The organism is Gammaproteobacteria bacterium CG11_big_fil_rev_8_21_14_0_20_46_22, assembly GCA_002796245.1.
In the GTDB taxonomy this organism is placed as follows: Bacteria; Pseudomonadota; Gammaproteobacteria; order UBA12402; family UBA12402; genus 1-14-0-20-46-22.
Window position 1 is genome coordinate 1 of the sequence record PCWT01000065.1, and the last position, 16,711, is coordinate 16,711.

The following is a 16,711-nucleotide window of genomic DNA, read 5'->3' on the forward strand; positions in this document are numbered from 1 at the left end:
ACCTGGATAGCCCAATTATTGTTGAAAAAATAATCTGATTTAGTCGCCAATTTGAACAGCAGGAATAGGCTCAACTGCGTTTTTTAGGATTACCAACTCCACGAAGCTGTGAACATCATCAAGGCCATTAATTTAATTAAAGCGCAAAAAGCCAGTTAAAAACCGTAGCGACCACGCCCTTCTTGTTTCGAAACATACAGGGGCGTATCGACTTTTTGCATAAGCGCTTCTGTTGAACTAGCGCTCTCAAGAAATAACAATAGGAGAAGGCATCTGAACGCCGGCGGCGAAGCTTATTATTTTTATTCCTCGCCAGGCATTGCTTGAAGGGTGGCACAAATACTTTGAGTTAGCGTTTGTGTTGGACGCACTGTATAACAAACATGTTATGTTTTCAAATGATTTTGTGATTAAATTTTCCCCATATTTATCAAATAGCTGAGTGGCCTTGGTCATAAAATAAACTAAAATAGTCGATTTTTGGGCTTTTTATGATAAAATCGCAGGCTGAAAAAAGGACGGACATGAGCCATTTAGTGCACAACCATAACAATAATCCCCGTCAGTGCCTGGGGGTGAACCTTCGCACCTTGATGCGCCACCACGGCATCGGCATCAATAATCTTGCGCAAGACCTAAGCCTGCCCGTGATGACCATCCGCCGCTTAATGTCCGGCGAAACCGAAGACCCACGCATTCACACACTCAAACTGTTCGCCGATTATTTTGAAGTCTCTATCGACACACTGATCCACCAATGTTTGGATTGCCGCTCACAAACCCTCAAAACCAAACCGCAACACGTGCCGATTTTGGATTGGGAAATGGTCGAAAGAGCTCGCGATATTCGCACGCTCGATTTAACAGACTGGGAACGCTGGCAAGCCATTAGCCGCAAGCTGGATAACAAGCTCGGCGACCACACTTTCGCATTGGAAAGCCGGCCTGCCATGTACCCGCGCTACCCGCAAAATACCCTATTTATCATCGACCCGGATGTTGAGCCTATTGATGACGACACCGTGCTGGTTCGCCTTAATAACGGTGAAGTTGTCCTGCGTGAGCTTTTGATCCACTCGGGTAAAAAACAGTTACGAAGCCTCGACAACGAGCAAACGATATTAGCGTTCAACCCCGATGGACATAAAATTATCGGCGTTGACGTGTTAACCATTTTCTTCAAACGCAAACTCAGAGATGAATAGTGTGCTACACTCAGTGGCACAACAACGAGCATAAACCATGGCCAAAACCATAAAACCTATCAGTGTGATTCCCGACATCGACGAGCATTATCCCGATGTTCTACAAGGTGTTCGAAAGGAGCAAAAACGCTTTGCCACACACGATGAAAGCACGCAGCACTCGCCCAAAGATCGAGACCCCGTGCAAGAGCAAGGCCTTGCTCAGGGCATGCCACAGCACCCTTTACTTGGCGGTCAAAAACTTGCCGGCACTTTTCCGGATGATATGGAAGCCACTCCACTGGCTTCAGAGAACCCAGAAGCGCGAGAAAAGCTTGAATTGAGACTGCGACAAAAGCTTGAACTCCAACAACGGCTACAGGCTCAACATCAACAAACTATCAGCTTTAACCGAGGCTAAGCATGTCACTTGCCCAAGCCATTTTGTTCGGCCAACTTGAAGACATTAAACCCCTAGTTTCCGAGCACACCGACCTCGACGACTACGATGAATATGGCTACACGCCCCTGATCGAAGCCATCATCGCCAACAAAGCTGATATGCTTGAGTACCTTTTAAGCTTTAAACCGAATATTGAATTTGCCGACACCACAGGCCGCACACCTTTGCACTGGGCAGTGGACAATGAAAACGAAGTGATTGTCGAGCAGCTTTTAAAGCACGGCGCCAACCCAAACAGCTACACCACACACAGCATGCCCGCTGGCACGATGGCCTACTTGCGTGATAACCAACACTTACTTTTTTTACTGAAAAGCTACGGCCTAGACTTAGAGTTTATAAAAGATTATGTGCAAACCAAATTACTCGCGCATCGCTATCAGCTCAAAGGCAAAGTGGATATCGTCAGCACCAGCAAACGCTATTGCGAAGTGAACCTCGAAGGCTTTATTCTAGAGTCCACGGTGGCGATCATTTACCACTCGTTTCGCCATTTTGTGCATCACTTTGCCGGTCGTGAATTTCATAGGCTGCGCGATAAAGCCAAAACGTTATTGCACGCCTTTGAGCGCACGATGACGCTCATGAAATTCCAACACTACTGGGTTGATCCCACGCAACATCGCACGCAGATTGAAAGTTTGATTCAACAAAACATTGTGTTACTGCCCGTGGCTTACCACGGACACGCTGTGTGTTTTTTACGCGCGGGGCGGTTGCTGGCCAAATGTGACCGTGGTGAATACGGCCGAAAAAATGCCAGCCTTACCCTCTATCGCATGAAACCCAAAGCCCGTTTTGATTTCAGCCTGATCAACACCCTCTTTTTTTCTGAAACCAGCGAAGACTATGTGCACAAAGGCTTAAACCAAGCGCTGGGCTTGCAAGAAATGATTGTGCTGGACATGCCACCGCAAATCACGGGCAATTGCTCATGGGCGAATATTGAAGGCATTATCCCAGCCGGTTTGTTTTTATTGCTATCGCAAGACCATGAATACAGCCTAGAAGAATGTGAGCGCTTATCACTCGAATTTTTTAAGCGCTGGCAACACTTCGACCAACGCCGCGCCGTGGATGATATTATCGATCGTTTTTTTCAAGCAGACAAAAATAAGGCACGACAAGCCTCTCTTGCCGCCCTCTTAGCCTGTGTGTTATTTCAGTATTGCAATATAGAACGCAAAGATGATGTCGCACTGGCCGAAAAAATCGGCCGTGTGTTTCAAAGCAGGGATTACCGCTACATTTTGCGCGCGTACTTAGATGTGTACCAACGCAAACACCACAAAGCCAGCGGCGAGCGATTTAGCGAAGTGTTGGCAATCGTCGGTCTTCAGGAGTAGTTGCACGGCCTTCAGAAGCAGCAGAAGCAGGGCTTGTGCTTCGTCGAGCCATGGGTACACTTCTACCATCACCAACCACACCAAAGCGCTGTAAAAGCTCGCACCGAGAATTGGGAGCCATCATCGATGAATCACCAAGTTGCACATGCTCAGCATTGTATTTTAACCGCGTAGGCTGCAAATGATGCTCAAAACTGCTTTTAGTTTTGTTGACAGTAAAAGATACACTGGCGCTGACAAAGGCAGAGCTCCCGCTTTGCAAAATACGCTCTCTAGCCTCATTCGTATTCTTCACGGGATCTGTTTGAAAAAGCTTTTTACTATCTTCTGTAAGCATAACAACAGAGAAGTCATCCTTAAAAAACCCTAAAATATGACATGAATAGTTAAAAACATAATTGCCATCATCGTCCAAATCAACATGAATTTTGGGCTTAAGAATAAGGGGCTTCGCATCTGGGTAATTTTTTAAGCGGCAGTGCTCCATTAGAAAAACACTAATACCACCACCTAAGACCTGTGTTCCGTAACGTCCCATTACCTCAAAAAATTCACCCATTCTGGAGCCAGGAAATTCTTCCTGACCGAACTTAGAAGATAACTCTACAAGCGCTCTATTAGCATCCATATTGAATTCATGAGACGATATTTTAGCGGTTGCACGAACACGCAAGGCAGCATTGAGGCTCTTATCAAAGCGCTGTTCTATGTTTTCTCTGCTCATTTTTTAACCGTTATTGTTGTTAGATGCGCACATTATACCCACGAAAGCTTAAGGAATTCTTAACAAAAACGACCCGACTGGTCTGTAATTCATTGTTTTATAGGGTTTTTTTGCCTAAATTTTGGCGGGCAAAATTTGTACAGTAAAAACAAGGCGATAGAGGCGCCCTGCAGAGAGCTCAAAGCAAAAGTAGCCTGGGTTGAAATGCGAAGCATTGAAAACCCGGGTTTAAACCTTCCCGGATTATCACGCCTTCGGCGTTCAACCCAGGCTACATTTTATGGCTAATGTCATTGCGAGCAAACGACAGTGAGCGCGGCAATCTGGCTCATTAACCTGGAGATTGCTTCGTCGCTACGCTCCTCGCAAAGACGGTTGCTACACACGAAACAAACGCAACTTGGATTGAGCGAAGCGATAACCCGGGGAGAAATAAAACCTAATCCAACAAAGCGATCGCTTCGACTTCAACCAGCGCGCCTTTGGGCAAACGTGACACTTCCACCATGGCGCGTGCGGGAAACGGCTTTTCGAACAACTCAACCATGATGTCGTTAAAGGTTTTGGCGTGATTGAGGTCTGTGACAAATACCGTGAGCTTCATCAAATCAATCACACGACCACCGGCCGCTTCAATGACCGCCTCAATATTTTTAAACACTTGCCGTGTTTGTGTATCGAAATCACCCGAAAGGGTTTCATCACCCGGTTTCAAACCGATTTGGCCTGAAATAAATAACAAGCCATTGGCCAAAATCGCTTGCGAATAGCTGCCAAGGGCTTCTGGGGCGGTGTTGGTTTTAATCACGTGTTTCATAAGTACCTCTCTAATCTGACTGTTTTTTACGATAAATTTTTTCCACGGCCGCTATTTGTCGAATACGACGAATCACTTGTGCCAAGTGAGTACGATCATCGACCGTAATCACTAAAGCAATTTGCACGAAACGCTCATCACGATCGCGCGTTTGAATCGCATGAATACTGCTTTCCGCGCCTGCCACAGCGCCCGTTAACGCGGCGAGCGCGCCGCGCTGATCTTCGACCAAAATAATCAACGCCACTTCAAATTGCTGATCGAGCTCGGCTTCCCAACGTAGCGGCATGCATTTATCTGAATGATTTTGCATAAAACTATTGAGTGTGTCGCAATCTTCACGGTGCACGACAATACCGCGCCCTGACGTCAAAACACCCAAAACCGGATCACCAGGAATCGGATAACAACATTTAGCAAAGCGTACAGCCATGCCTTCTGTGCCGCGAATGGCTAAGGTTTTATCCGCCGCCTCGCCAACCTGCAATTCGAGCGCCTCAGGCTCTGCACCCACTAAACGCTGGGCTAAAATCGGCGCCATTTGGTTACCCAAACCAATCGCTTCGAACAAATCATCTTCCGTTTCAAGCTCCAAGGCTTGAATTAAACGAGTAATTTGTAGCGTATCGAGTTTTTCTAACGTGGTGGAATATTGCAACAAGGCTTGATCCAACATGCGCTGACCAAGTTGAATCGACTCTTCGCGCTGCTGCGTTTTTAAATAATGGCGAATATTACTGCGCGCTTTACCGGTGACCACAAAGTTCAACCATGCAGGGTTCGGCCTCGCACCCGGTGCGCAAACGATTTCCACGCGCTGGCCATTTTTTAAAGCCGTACTTAAGGGCGATAAACGTCGATCAATTTTCACGGCAATACAACTATTGCCCACATCCGAATGCACCGCATAGGCAAAATCCACCGCGGTGGCGCCAGCCGGCAATTCTAAAATATCGCCCTTAGGCGTGAACACATACACTTCGTCTGGAAACAGTTCGATCTTCACGTTTTCGATAAACTCGATCGAGTTGCCTGTGCTTTCTTGAATATCTAAAATGCCTTTAATCCAGTTGCGCGCACGCAGTTGCGCCTCGTCAGCCGCTTCACCTTTTTCTTTATACAGCCAGTGTGAAGCAATACCATTTTCCGCCACATTTTGCATATCTTCTGTGCGAATCTGGATTTCAATGGGCAAACCGTAAGGACCAAACAACGTCGTGTGCAAGGATTGATAGCCGTTAGCTTTAGGAATCGCAATATAGTCTTTAAAACGCTCCGGGACGGGTTTATAGAGATTATGCACCGAGCCTAACACGCGATAACACAAATCCACACTTTTCACGACAATACGAAACGCATACACATCCATGATTTCATTCAAGTGCAGATGTTTTTCTTTCATCTTGCGATAAATACTGAACAAGCTTTTTTCGCGGCCCATGAGCTTGTATTCAGAAATGCCGACATCACTGAGTACTTTATCCAACGCAGCTTCAATCGAACGAATCACCTCTTTTCGATTACCGCGTGCTTTTTTCACCGCGGCCATGAGCACCTTTGAGCGCAAAGGGTGCAAGGCTTTAAACCCTAAGTTTTGCAGCTCATCACGAAAACCCCGCATACCTAAGCGGTTAGCGATGGGCGCGTAAATTTCTAAGGTTTCTTTGGCAATACGTCGGCGCTTGTGCGGTGGCAAGTGACCCAAGGTGCGCATATTGTGCAAGCGATCAGCCAGCTTGATGAGAATCACTCGAATATCGCTCGCCATGGCAAGCATCATTTTACGGAAATTTGCGGCTTGCGCTTCGGCTTTGGTTTTAAAATCAAACTGCGTAAGCTTACTCACGCCATCGACCAAGTTACCGACCTGCTCGCCAAAACGCTCAATAATTTGTTGCTTGCTGAACTCCGTGTCTTCGATGACATCGTGCAATAAAGCCGCCATCACGGTTTCGGCATCGAAATGCATATTGGCCAGAATCGTAGCGACGGCCACAGGGTGTGTGATATAAGGCTCACCCGAGCTTCGGGTCTGCGGCGCGTGAGCTTCTTCAGCCAACAAAAAAGCCTGGCGGACTTTTTCTACCTCATGTTCGGGCAGATAGGTCGCAAGGCTTTGTTCTAATGGCGAAAATAGAGGCTCCATGGTGCCCAACGGGTTGTTTAATCAACCTTTATTGTGCACTATCTTCCTCTAAATCTAAAGTAATTGTTTCTTCCATTTGTTGCTCATGAAGAGTGTCTTCGTAGGCATTCAAATGACCAGTGGCAATTTCACGCAAAGCCACCACAGTGGGCTTGTCATTATCCCAATCCACTTTAGGCACAGCACCTTTGGAAATTTGGCGCGCACGACGAGCGGCAGCCAAGACCAAATCAAAACGATTAGGGATTTCTTTTAAACAATCTTCAACGGTCAAACGGGCCATTGATGGTCTCCTCTATACAGAAGGTCGCGATTATGCCATAGCTTGACGAGCCTGGCAATTGGGCATTATCAAGACCGCCATCCTGGATTGCGCACGCTCGCTGTCTTGGGCGAGGGTTTTTCTTGCGCAGGGCCTCTGAAGGGAGCGGCCATGGATGGCGAAAAGCGTCTCTGCGCAAGAGAAACGGGAGACCAAGAAGAAGCGAGCAAATAAAAACACTCCTGAGTCCCAAAAGACAGGCGAAAAAATCGAGGATTGCAGATAAAAACGCTAAGATGTGAACGACTGCAACAAAGCGGCCAAGCGTTTTTCTTGCTCAGGCTGGCGGCAGTGCTCCGCGCGCACAATCGAGCGCAAATCCGACAAGGCCACTTCAAACTGATCATTCACCACCAAGTAATCGTACTCAGCATGATAGCCAATCTCTTGTGCCGCCAATGCCAAGCGTTTATTGATCACTGCCACACTATCCTGACCACGCGATTCTAAACGCTCACGCAACGCGCCTTGATCTGGCGGCAAAATGAATATACTCACCGCATTCGGAAAGGCTTGGCGGACTTGACGCGCCCCCTGCCATTCGATTTCTAAAATGACATCGCGCCCTTGTGCCAAGCGATCAGCCACCGCTTTTTTTGAGGTACCATAGTGATAATCGTAGACCTGCGCATGCTCTAAAAAATCTCCCTCAGCGAGCATAGACTCAAACGTCGCATCATCCACAAAATGATAATTCACACCGTTAATTTCACCGGGGCGCGCGGGCCGCGTGGTGTGAGAAACAGAAACTGAAATGTGCGACAATGATTCCACCATGCCTTTCACCAAGCTGGTTTTACCCGTACCGGAGGGCGCAGAAATAATAAACAAGGTTCCCATTACGCCTTTCCCTCAATCTTTTTGATGGTTGCCGTGGTCGAAACCCCTTCAACCAAACCTAACACTTTCACTTCACCACCGTAGGCCTTCACGATATCTGCACCCACAACGGCTTCGATACCGTAATCACCGCCCTTCACCAAAACATCGGGTTTTATCTGTTCCAATAAACGACACGGGGTTTCATCAGCAAACGGCACCACCCAATCCACCGACTTCAAGCCGGCCAGCACCGCCATGCGGCGTGACAAAGTATTCACCGGGCGGCTCGGGCCTTTATTGGCCGAAACCGATTCATCGGTGTTCACCGCCACAATCAAACGTGCACCTTGTTTGCGCGCCTCAGTTAAATAATTGACATGGCCTTCGTGCAAAATATCAAAACATCCATTCGTAAAGACTATTTTCTCACCTTTACCGCGCGCTTTTGCGACAGCGAGCCCCAGCTGCTCTTCATTCACAATGCCATGCAGAGCCGCCTCATCGGGCAACAACGCTGCTTTTAGTTCTGGCAAGCTCACGGAGGCTGCACCCATGCGTCCCACCACAATACCTGCGGCAGTGTTCGCGCAATGCATCGCATCCACATACGGCAAGCCCGCCGCGACACACACGGCTAAAGTGGCAATCACCGTATCACCCGCCCCTGTCACATCAAACACATCGCGTGCTTGGGTGGGAATATGCGTGGCTTCATTGGCTTCAATCAAGCTCATGCCGTGTTCACTGCGCGTGACCAACATCGCTTGAAAATCGCAAGCTTTCATTAATGCTCTAGCCTTCAAAGCAATCGCCTGCTCATCCTCGCACTGGCCTACGGCATATTCAAACTCTTGGCGATTGGGTGTTAGCAAAGTTGCGCCACGGTAATCCGAAAAATCTTGGCTCTTGGGATCAACTAACACAGGTTTGTTCGCTTTTTTCGCCAGCGCAATAAAATGTGGTGCATTGTACAACGTGCCTTTTGCGTAATCGGATAAAATCACCACGTCACAGTGAGCTAGCGCTTTTATGTAAGCGCTCTCAAAAGCCTCGCGCTCCACAAAGCCCGCCCAATTTTCCTCAAAATCGCAACGTAACAGCTGTTGATGACGACTCAAAACACGCAGCTTGGTGATGGTGGGCTGTGCGTGATTCACATGAAGCTCTGTGGCAACACCCGCAGCTTGCAGCTTGGCATCCAGCTTACGACCCGCCTCATCATTACCGATCACACCCAGCAAACGCACGCTTGCACCCAATGACGCCGCGTTTAACGCCACGTTACCCGCCCCGCCCGGACGATCCTCCACTTCATTCACTTTAACGACAGGCACCGGGGCTTCCGGTGAGACGCGCGACACCGGGCCGTACCAATAACGATCCAACATCACATCACCGACAATAAGCACTTTGGCCTTTAAAAACTTGGCATCCTGAATGACTGTCACGGGCAGATCTCCTGTTTGCGGCAGTATATCATCGGATATTGAAGCTGGCGAGCCAGACACTCAATGAGTAAACCCAGAGCCCTTAAAAGCACGCCCGAACATTCGACCGTAAATGCGCTGGATTAATCGTGCCCACAATCACACTCGTGATGGCAGAAAAAGCGGACAAAAATTGAAAAATTTCTGCCGGGGTAAGCCGTTGATCACCCGCATAAGCATGCCCTGAAGCAAAGGCTTTCTTGATCAACACCGCTTTGCCCAAGCGTTCTGCCAAAGGCAATAAGCTCTCACACTCACGATCGAACGGGTTTAACGTGATCATGGCCGCATCAGCATATTTCAAGGTCAGCTCGCCGCCTTTCACCGTTTTAACCGACATACCAAAAGTTTTAATCAGTCCGTTTTGCTTTAGCTTGGACAACGTACCAAACACATCGTCCTCTTCGATCAGCCTTGCATCATCACCGTTCGAATGAATCAAAAGCATATCAATCACATCCGTGCTCAAACGTTTCAAGCTGCGTTTTACACTGTCTTCGATTGCCCCAGCAGAGAAATCAAACGTCGATTCACCGTTTTCAAAGTTTTCACCGGCTTTGCTGATAATCACCCAATCATCACGCTGGCCTTTTAGCAACTGACCCAAACGAGCCTCACTCTGACCATAGGCTGGCGCGGTATCGATAACATTCACGCCTAAGTCTTTTGTCAGCGCAATCAGATCAGCGGCTTCTTTATCACTTGGAATCTTGAAAGAGGCTGGGTACTTCACGCCTTGGTCACGCCCAAGCTTGACGGTACCCAAGCCAATATATGACAAAGCGCGATCTATCCCCGAAACCGCTTGGTACTTCATACGCGCTCCCAAATGGCTTTAGCGACCTGCGCTTTTGGCCAATCGGTCAAATGATCTAAACCCGACGCAGGGTGTTCGCTGGGCTTTAAATGTTGCATCACCTCATTAGCCACCATGGGTGCAAACGCAAGCTTTGTGGGCCAGACCACCGTCACATCGCCAAAATTTTTCACATAAGGCAAATCGGGGCGCGACCCATCAGGCTGCCAAGCTTCAGCGCGATCCACCATAAAGCTATCAAAACGCAGGTGCTCAAAGCCCAACCAAGGAAACCCTTTTTTCAAGGCTTTTAACACACACGCTCGATGCTTTTCGGGTGGCTGCTTAGCACCCTTTTCAGCCACCTCGCCGCCGATGTACCACACCCATTCATCGTTTTCATTTTTATGCGAGGTTATGGTGATCGCAGGCTTATTACCTTTGGCAAAACAATGGGCGTAAACAGGCGTAATGCCGTCAAAGGTGATCAAGGCCATACGCAGCGGTCTTCGCTGCATGGGTGAATGTACCACGCGTGTGTGCAGAATTAAGGCTTCATTCTGCTCGCCCGTAGCCAACACATAATTATCGGCCTGAAGATGAAACACTTTTTCACCGTGCACCACATCGATGCTTTGAATTTTATGTTGAGACACTTTAATTGAAGTGTGCGAACGTGGCGCACTTAAAACCACCTCCTGAAAAGGCTTTGCCAGCGCCTCGAGCACGGAATACACATCGACCACGGATTCATTTAAACGGTACAATTGTCCCTTAAAGGCCGGCGTATCAAACGGGGCTGGCATCTTTTCACGCGGGACAGCATCGCAGCGACCGCGCAACAATTGAGAGGCAAAGAAGATTTTTAAACGAGAGCCCAAGCGTTTCGGCGACCATAAATACTGAGAATCCGACCAAGTCTTCGCCTCGGATAAATCCACCTCACCGTAACCCAGCAAGCAGTCTTGCCAAATGCCCGGCATATCCGCGATGCTTTGTGAAGCGCGATTGAGCACGCCGTTAAGCGCATACTTCACACCACCATGAATAATACCTTGCGAGGCACCGGTTTGCCCGGCCCCCAAGGCGTCACTTTCCAGCAATACAGCGTCCACACCCTGCTTTCGTAAGCGATGCAACAACCAAAGACCGGCAATGCCGCCACCCAAAATAACCGTATTAACTTTAATTGACTTGATGTGCACAAAACACCTTTAAGATTTTGCGCACATCATAGCATTGGAACAGGCGAGTAAAAAGACTTACTGGCCATTCAACGATTGGTAGATTTTCGCCTGCACCGTGAACATCCAAGGCAAGGTCCAAATCAAACCAAGGCAAATCGGAATCAAGCTGATCGCCAACACGATGGCAACAATGATCCAAAGAATAATCAATTTGATGACTCGCAAAGGCGTCAATCTTTTTAAAGCGAACATAAAAGCGCTGGTATAATCCTTACCGTCAGCCAAGGCCGGAATGGCCATGTAATCCATCAAAATGCCATAAAGCATGGTGAGACCTGCAATAAGGCTGAGGCTTTGCACACCATGCGGGCTGATCGAAAAAGCCAAACCAAACAAGACCGCAATCAGATACAATACAAAGCCGACAACTATCGAGCTTAAGACCATACAAAGTTGAAAACCGGCAATATTCAAAAACAGGTTCGACTTAAAGCCAGAAAACACCTGTCCTACACTTGCCGGCTGACCACGAACATGCCTTAAGGCAACCGTCAGCATACCAACCATTAGCTGGGGTTGAATAAAAAAAGCGACCAGCAACATAATCACGCCGCCAATAATCTCAAGGACCGGCATCTGTGTACTTCCCAAACCTCTACTGATGAGATTAAAAATACCGACAATAACAAGCATAGTAATAAACGCACCCCAAAGCTTAAGCTTAGCACCACGCATGCCTGACCAAGCCCCTGAAAGTGAAGAACCGATAGAAAAATGTGATGACATAACTGCCTCCTTGCAAAGATCAGCCTTGATCTTAGACTGCGAACCACCATTAAGCAAATGACTCAGGCACACATTCAGCCTCATTTTTTTCTTTTCGCCGCATAGCACGCGTCATATAATCAACGCCATGACACCCTTAAATACCGCAACCATAGAGAAAGAACTTAAAAAGCACGCCATCGTTTTTGATTCACTGCTCGTGCACAACAGCATCCCCTCCACCAACGAAGCCATGAAAACTGCAGGAGCTGGTATCCACATTTGCCTAGCCGAAGCACAAACAGCCGGTCGAGCCCAAGGCAATAAATCCTGGCACTCGCCGGCGTTTCAAAATATTTACTTATCCATCAAAATGCCGCTGAAGACACTAAAACACGTCACCCGCCTGCCCATATTGGTCGCACTGAACGTGCTTGAAAGCCTAAAGCCTCTTGAGTTACCGATCATGATCAAATGGCCGAATGATCTTTATGTGAACGATAAAAAGCTCGCCGGCATTTTAGTCGAAACCATCACGCAAGGTGAACAAACACAAGCGATCATTGGCATTGGCCTGAATGTCAACATGCGAAATACCGATACCCTTTCAAACCCTTGGACGTCTTTAGCAGAATTAAGCGGTGAAACCTTTAATCGCAGCATGATTGCCATCAAGCTGATCCCTGCGTTGCTTAACGCAGCAAGAGATTTCAGTCACACCGACGATCTTAATGAACGTTTTTTACCTTACGATTACCTCAAAGAAAAAAGCGTTGTGTTAGAGGGCAGTGACCAGGCTCATCCTACACAAGGTATTGATAATGAGGGTGGCCTTCGTATCAAAACGAGCGAAGGCATCAAAACACTCACACAAGCGAACATTAAAAAGATAATGAACACGAACCATATGGCACGGGCGAGGGCAGCGTTGCCAACGTCAAATGACTAAACTTCACAGGCGGTGCAAGACGCGTGATCAACCCGTAGGGCGAACGCTCATGGCTAAAGGACGGCAAGTATGTATATTGAGAAGGGTCGTTCGTGAATCGTCTTGGAAAGCAATCTGACTCCGGTGCTTGGCGATACACCTCTGGCGCGATTAAACCCAAATCTTGAGCCCACATACAGCTTCGTGTTAATGAAATCTTCACATGATAACTACCGCCCTCCGTTGCACGCCTTAATAAAGCGGCCATGACCCCCGCTGTACCAAAGTACGCGGTCAATAAATCGTTGATATAAAAAGTTGGCGGCGGCTTAGGCGCATCCAAGGTACCTTCGGTAGCTGCAAAACCTGAAACCATTTGTGCGTTCTGGTCAAACCCAGCACGATCCTTCCAAGGACCTTCGTGACCATAAGCATTGACTGAAAGATAAACCATACCGCGCGAATTCAGCGGCACAACCTTTTCACAGGCTAAATGAAAGCGATCGATCACGCTTGGGCGATAAGAAGAAGCAAAAACATCTGCACGAGCCAATAAACGCTTAAACTGCCTTAAATCACGCTCATCACGTAAATCTGCAAAAGCGGATTGTTTACCGGCATTAACGCCTAAGTTAATGGTTTTGGGATCGATATGATGGGGCGGAACGACCTGAAGCACATTGGCGCCAAACTCCGCCAAACCCATCATCGCTCGCGGACCTGCCAAGACATGCGTAAAATCTAACACGTTAACACCCGTCAGCGGAAGAAAGGTCTCTCCATCCAAACCCGCGGGCTTACCATCAGCCACTTTTTCAATTTCAATCAAGGGCGTATTCACCAAAAGCTTACCCTGGGGGTGAGCTCGCCATTCTTCAGGCGTGCGAACTACGCAACAAGGCAAGCCTAACTCTGCTAATTTTTCTTCAAGCTCAAACGAATTCCACTGTACTATTCTCTCGGCAATTGCCTTTTTATTATTACCGCAGTTAAAAAAATTCAGATAACCGTTCTGCAATTTTGCATACGGCGGCCCGCATTGAATCCAGACTCTGCGACCATCACGACACAAATAGTGATAATTCAAATCCACGCTATCTGCGTGAACATCCATGCTATAACCATTTTGCCAAATGAAATGCACGGGGTGAAGAAAATGGATGGCGTCACACATGCGAATGGACAAATCATTGTCTTGGCCTGTGCGCATTTTCCAAATGGCGCTACCTGCCGCCGCCCCTAAAAGCAAAGCGGTTGAAACAGCCTCGCCCAATTTATGTGGCGAAGCCAGCATCGGGTCCTGACCGTCGATATTAACTTGACCATTAAAATAAGACCTCAGACCCAATTCATCGATCAACGCATTCAAAGCATTTGACATAAACCTCTCCTAGGCGCGCATTTTATCAAACAATTTCTCAGCAATGTACCGACCTATGGGCAAACTGGATGTGGCTGCAGGTGATGGTGCATTGCAAGTATGCACAATTCTATCGGACTCGGTAAACACAAAATCATTGACCAAATTACCCTTCGCATCAATCGCCTGCGCGCGCACGCCAGCGGGATACGGTTTAAGATCACCGGCTTGAATACCTGGAAAATACTGCTGCAAAAGCTTAGTGTAACGCTGTTTTGAAATCGAACCTTTAAGCTCACTCACAATTGCACCCAACTGTTGAGATAACATTTTCCACAGCGGCCAATACGTCACGATTTCTGCCGCCTCTCTAAGATTAAAATCTCGCCAACGATACGCTTCGCGTGACAACGCTAAAATAGCGTTTGGCCCGACTGTCGCTATACCTGAAACCTGAGGCGTGAAATGCACACCCAAGAAAGGCCTATCCGGATCAGGCACGGGATAAATCAAGTGGTTAAAGTAGCCATTGTATTTTTCAACCAGCTGATAATACTCACCGCGAAACGGTAAAATTCTCACCTCTGGCTTATGGCCTGAGAGCATCACCATCTTGTCAGAATACAAACCTGCGCACGTCACAAGGTAGCCAGCTTCAAACCTATCACTTTGAGTTGTAACCGTGACAGACTGTGCGGTTTCTTTAATACCTGTCACCGTTTGGCCAAGGCGAATCTCTCCGCCCATCTCACGCACAAGCTCTGCGTATTTTTGACAAACCTTCGCCCAATTCACTATACCCGTTTCAGCCACCAAAAAGCCCCCGAGCGCTTGAATGCCGGGTTGCTGCGCACGAATTTGCTCAGGTGTTAAGCGCGTCACCGTCAGTCGATTTTTCTCGCAGCGAACGATCAACTCTTCCATCCACTGCAGCTCTTTTTCATTGACCGCAACAATTAACTTACCCGGTACTTGAAAAGGAATGCCGTGTTCTTGGCAAAAGGCTTTAGTGTCGTCACAACCTTGACGGCAAAACTTGGCTTTTAAGCTGCCCGGCGTGTAATACACGCCTGCATGGATCACACCGCTATTGTGCCCGGTTTGGTGCACAGCGAGCTTGCTTTCTTTTTCAAGCAACAAAAGCTTAAGAGCAGGGTCCTTTCTAAGAATAGCAAGCGCCGTAGCGCAGCCAACGATACCGCCGCCGACAATAATCACATCATATTTCATTACAGAATCCTTTCTTAGAAACGCTCCAACTCATCGGGGTACGGCTGTCTATACAAATTAGTAAAGAAAATACCGCGCTGGCGCATAAGCTCACGATAAAGCTTCGTATTTTCAGCAAACTTATCTCGACCATGCAACCAGAAATGATTATTGCAAATCACAAACATGCCTACCTTCAATTCAAAACCCAGAACCGACTGGCTGGTTTCCAGAGATTGGCTCAACGCATAGACATACAGACCTTCTTCTGTGGTAGCCGGCTTAACAAACTGGTCAATATACGACATACAAGGAAGACCATGTCGATCTTGATGAAATATCGGATGATGAACACTGTAACTCAAGCCCTTACTGGGTGGTGATGAAAACTTCAAGCTTCTATTGCCAATGGGGTGATTCGAAAACAAAGCCAAATCTTCCCAATCATCTAAATGCAGCAGTAATGAATACCCGCCTTTGACTTCACGCTCAGCCAGCTTCATCATCAACACATAATCCGTTAACTCTTTAACATAGCTGCCATCATTATGCAGCGTCATGCGCTCAGCAAATTTCCGTAAGAAACTATCACTCGCATCGGTATTTTCAACCGCAAAACGGGCATAGTACTTTCCACTCATGGAGTCTAAATTAGATTTACCGTAAAGATACGACACTGCTGTGGATAGCTTTAGCATTTTATCAAAGTCTTTGTCCGCATCTGGCTCAAAGCCTTCCACCTCAAATACCAAGGCACCCGATTGTCGATCGTGAAGAATGCCTGTGAGCACATCCCTAAGCTTGCCATCACAGATTCTGTTTAAAGCTTCGGCGAGAAAAAAGCGATAAGCGGCAACATACTCTAGATCAATCACACTCATTTTCTGAGATTCAGACAATAACGTGTCTAGCGCCGCTCGTGACAAGGTCACTTTTTTCAACCTAGGAGAAATTTTAGCTTCGCTAACCGTAAACGAGCCGTACGACGTAAGCAATTGATAGGCATCAACCCGCTTAATATTACTGCTATCGTCTTTAGGGCGATACGCTTTAACCAACTCTTCCATACGCTTATTCATAAAAAAACTCCTTTCATTACTCTGACAAGCTAACATAGAATATTTACAAGCAATTTTCAACCCATCGAAATCCACG

At 47.5% G+C, this 16,711-nt stretch carries 16 protein-coding genes; 4 read left to right on the forward strand and 12 right to left on the reverse strand.

Features of this window, described 5'->3' with window-relative positions:
• The first annotated feature begins 491 nt into the window (after positions 1-491).
• The 3 genes from COV52_09190 to COV52_09200 are packed head-to-tail and all read left to right on the forward strand — an operon-like array spanning position 492 to position 2,993.
• Positions 492-1,205 carry a peptidase S24 gene (locus COV52_09190; GenBank protein PIR10306.1) on the forward strand — a complete coding sequence of 238 codons (714 nt, stop codon included), beginning with the start codon at positions 492-494 and terminating at the stop codon, positions 1,203-1,205.
• A gap of 37 nt (positions 1,206-1,242) precedes the next feature.
• Positions 1,243-1,605, forward strand: coding sequence for a hypothetical protein (locus COV52_09195; protein PIR10307.1), 363 nt, complete (start codon positions 1,243-1,245; stop codon positions 1,603-1,605).
• Positions 1,606-1,607: 2 nt separating this feature from the next.
• Entirely contained in the window at positions 1,608-2,993 is a 1,386-nt protein-coding gene (locus COV52_09200; protein PIR10308.1) for a hypothetical protein, read from the forward strand.
• On the opposite strand, the gene COV52_09205 is transcribed toward COV52_09200, so the two are convergent.
• The 9 genes from COV52_09205 to COV52_09245 form a co-directional block, all read right to left on the reverse strand.
• Positions 2,956-3,717, reverse strand: coding sequence for a hypothetical protein (locus tag COV52_09205; GenBank protein PIR10309.1), 762 nt, complete (start codon positions 3,715-3,717; stop codon positions 2,956-2,958). The two genes, COV52_09200 and COV52_09205, sit on opposite strands and share 38 nt — an antisense overlap.
• Positions 3,718-4,156: 439 nt before the next feature.
• On the reverse strand, positions 4,157-4,534 hold the full coding sequence (locus tag COV52_09210) for a reactive intermediate/imine deaminase (protein PIR10310.1): 378 nt from the start codon (positions 4,532-4,534) through the stop codon (positions 4,157-4,159).
• Positions 4,535-4,544: 10 nt separating this feature from the next.
• Positions 4,545-6,680, reverse strand: coding sequence for a bifunctional GTP diphosphokinase/guanosine-3',5'-bis(diphosphate) 3'-diphosphatase (locus tag COV52_09215; GenBank protein ID PIR10311.1), 2,136 nt, complete (start codon positions 6,678-6,680; stop codon positions 4,545-4,547).
• A gap of 28 nt (positions 6,681-6,708) precedes the next feature.
• Complete coding sequence (locus COV52_09220) at positions 6,709-6,963, reverse strand: DNA-directed RNA polymerase subunit omega (protein PIR10312.1); 255 nt, start codon at positions 6,961-6,963, stop codon at positions 6,709-6,711.
• 270 nt (positions 6,964-7,233) lie between these two features.
• Positions 7,234-7,842 (reverse strand): guanylate kinase, encoded by a 609-nt coding sequence (locus tag COV52_09225; protein ID PIR10313.1) that lies wholly within the window; start codon positions 7,840-7,842, stop codon positions 7,234-7,236.
• Positions 7,842-9,212, reverse strand: a complete 1,371-nt coding sequence (locus COV52_09230) for a bifunctional heptose 7-phosphate kinase/heptose 1-phosphate adenyltransferase (protein PIR10353.1) — start codon at positions 9,210-9,212, stop codon at positions 7,842-7,844. The genes COV52_09225 and COV52_09230 overlap by 1 nt, the downstream gene beginning before the upstream one ends.
• A 142-nt stretch (positions 9,213-9,354) precedes the next feature.
• The gene (locus tag COV52_09235) at positions 9,355-10,128 is read right to left on the reverse strand and encodes an aldo/keto reductase (GenBank protein PIR10314.1); all 774 of its coding nucleotides are present in this window, start codon (positions 10,126-10,128) and stop codon (positions 9,355-9,357) included.
• Positions 10,125-11,312 carry an FAD-dependent oxidoreductase gene (locus tag COV52_09240; protein ID PIR10315.1) on the reverse strand — a complete coding sequence of 396 codons (1,188 nt, stop codon included), beginning with the start codon at positions 11,310-11,312 and terminating at the stop codon, positions 10,125-10,127. The genes COV52_09235 and COV52_09240 overlap by 4 nt, the downstream gene beginning before the upstream one ends.
• 57 nt (positions 11,313-11,369) lie before the next feature.
• Positions 11,370-12,080, reverse strand: coding sequence for a hypothetical protein (locus COV52_09245; protein PIR10316.1), 711 nt, complete (start codon positions 12,078-12,080; stop codon positions 11,370-11,372).
• A gap of 127 nt (positions 12,081-12,207) precedes the next feature.
• Here COV52_09245 and COV52_09250 point away from each other — a divergent pair, with 127 nt between their 5' ends.
• Entirely contained in the window at positions 12,208-13,008 is an 801-nt protein-coding gene (locus COV52_09250) for a biotin--[acetyl-CoA-carboxylase] ligase (protein ID PIR10317.1), read from the forward strand.
• Here the strand turns inward: COV52_09250 and COV52_09255 are convergent.
• Genes COV52_09255 through COV52_09265 form a run of 3 tightly spaced genes read right to left on the reverse strand, consistent with a single transcriptional unit; the run spans position 12,941 to position 16,710 of the window.
• Positions 12,941-14,368: a hypothetical protein gene (locus tag COV52_09255; protein ID PIR10318.1), complete on the reverse strand. Its 1,428-nt coding sequence runs from the start codon at positions 14,366-14,368 to the stop codon at positions 12,941-12,943. The two genes, COV52_09250 and COV52_09255, sit on opposite strands and share 68 nt — an antisense overlap.
• A 9-nt stretch (positions 14,369-14,377) precedes the next feature.
• Positions 14,378-15,577: an L-2-hydroxyglutarate oxidase gene (locus COV52_09260; protein ID PIR10319.1), complete on the reverse strand. Its 1,200-nt coding sequence runs from the start codon at positions 15,575-15,577 to the stop codon at positions 14,378-14,380.
• Positions 15,578-15,591: 14 nt separating this feature from the next.
• A complete protein-coding gene (locus tag COV52_09265; GenBank protein ID PIR10320.1) occupies positions 15,592-16,710 on the reverse strand; it encodes a hypothetical protein in 1,119 nt (372 codons plus the stop codon).
• Position 16,711: the final 1 nt, after the last annotated feature.

Coding starts and splice junctions, on each gene's coding strand:
- COV52_09230 (PIR10353.1), bottom strand. CDS start 9,212: ATGTTGGATCGTTATTGGTACGGCCCGGTGTCGCGCGTCTCACCGGAA.
- COV52_09200 (PIR10308.1), top strand. CDS start 1,608: ATGTCACTTGCCCAAGCCATTTTGTTCGGCCAACTTGAAGACATTAAA.
- COV52_09205 (PIR10309.1), bottom strand. CDS start 3,717: ATGAGCAGAGAAAACATAGAACAGCGCTTTGATAAGAGCCTCAATGCT.
- COV52_09220 (PIR10312.1), bottom strand. CDS start 6,963: ATGGCCCGTTTGACCGTTGAAGATTGTTTAAAAGAAATCCCTAATCGT.
- COV52_09235 (PIR10314.1), bottom strand. CDS start 10,128: ATGAAGTACCAAGCGGTTTCGGGGATAGATCGCGCTTTGTCATATATT.
- COV52_09225 (PIR10313.1), bottom strand. CDS start 7,842: ATGGGAACCTTGTTTATTATTTCTGCGCCCTCCGGTACGGGTAAAACC.
- COV52_09245 (PIR10316.1), bottom strand. CDS start 12,080: ATGTCATCACATTTTTCTATCGGTTCTTCACTTTCAGGGGCTTGGTCA.
- COV52_09210 (PIR10310.1), bottom strand. CDS start 4,534: ATGAAACACGTGATTAAAACCAACACCGCCCCAGAAGCCCTTGGCAGC.
- COV52_09195 (PIR10307.1), top strand. CDS start 1,243: ATGGCCAAAACCATAAAACCTATCAGTGTGATTCCCGACATCGACGAG.
- COV52_09215 (PIR10311.1), bottom strand. CDS start 6,680: ATGGAGCCTCTATTTTCGCCATTAGAACAAAGCCTTGCGACCTATCTG.
- COV52_09260 (PIR10319.1), bottom strand. CDS start 15,577: ATGAAATATGATGTGATTATTGTCGGCGGCGGTATCGTTGGCTGCGCT.
- COV52_09190 (PIR10306.1), top strand. CDS start 492: ATGATAAAATCGCAGGCTGAAAAAAGGACGGACATGAGCCATTTAGTG.
- COV52_09255 (PIR10318.1), bottom strand. CDS start 14,368: ATGTCAAATGCTTTGAATGCGTTGATCGATGAATTGGGTCTGAGGTCT.
- COV52_09250 (PIR10317.1), top strand. CDS start 12,208: ATGACACCCTTAAATACCGCAACCATAGAGAAAGAACTTAAAAAGCAC.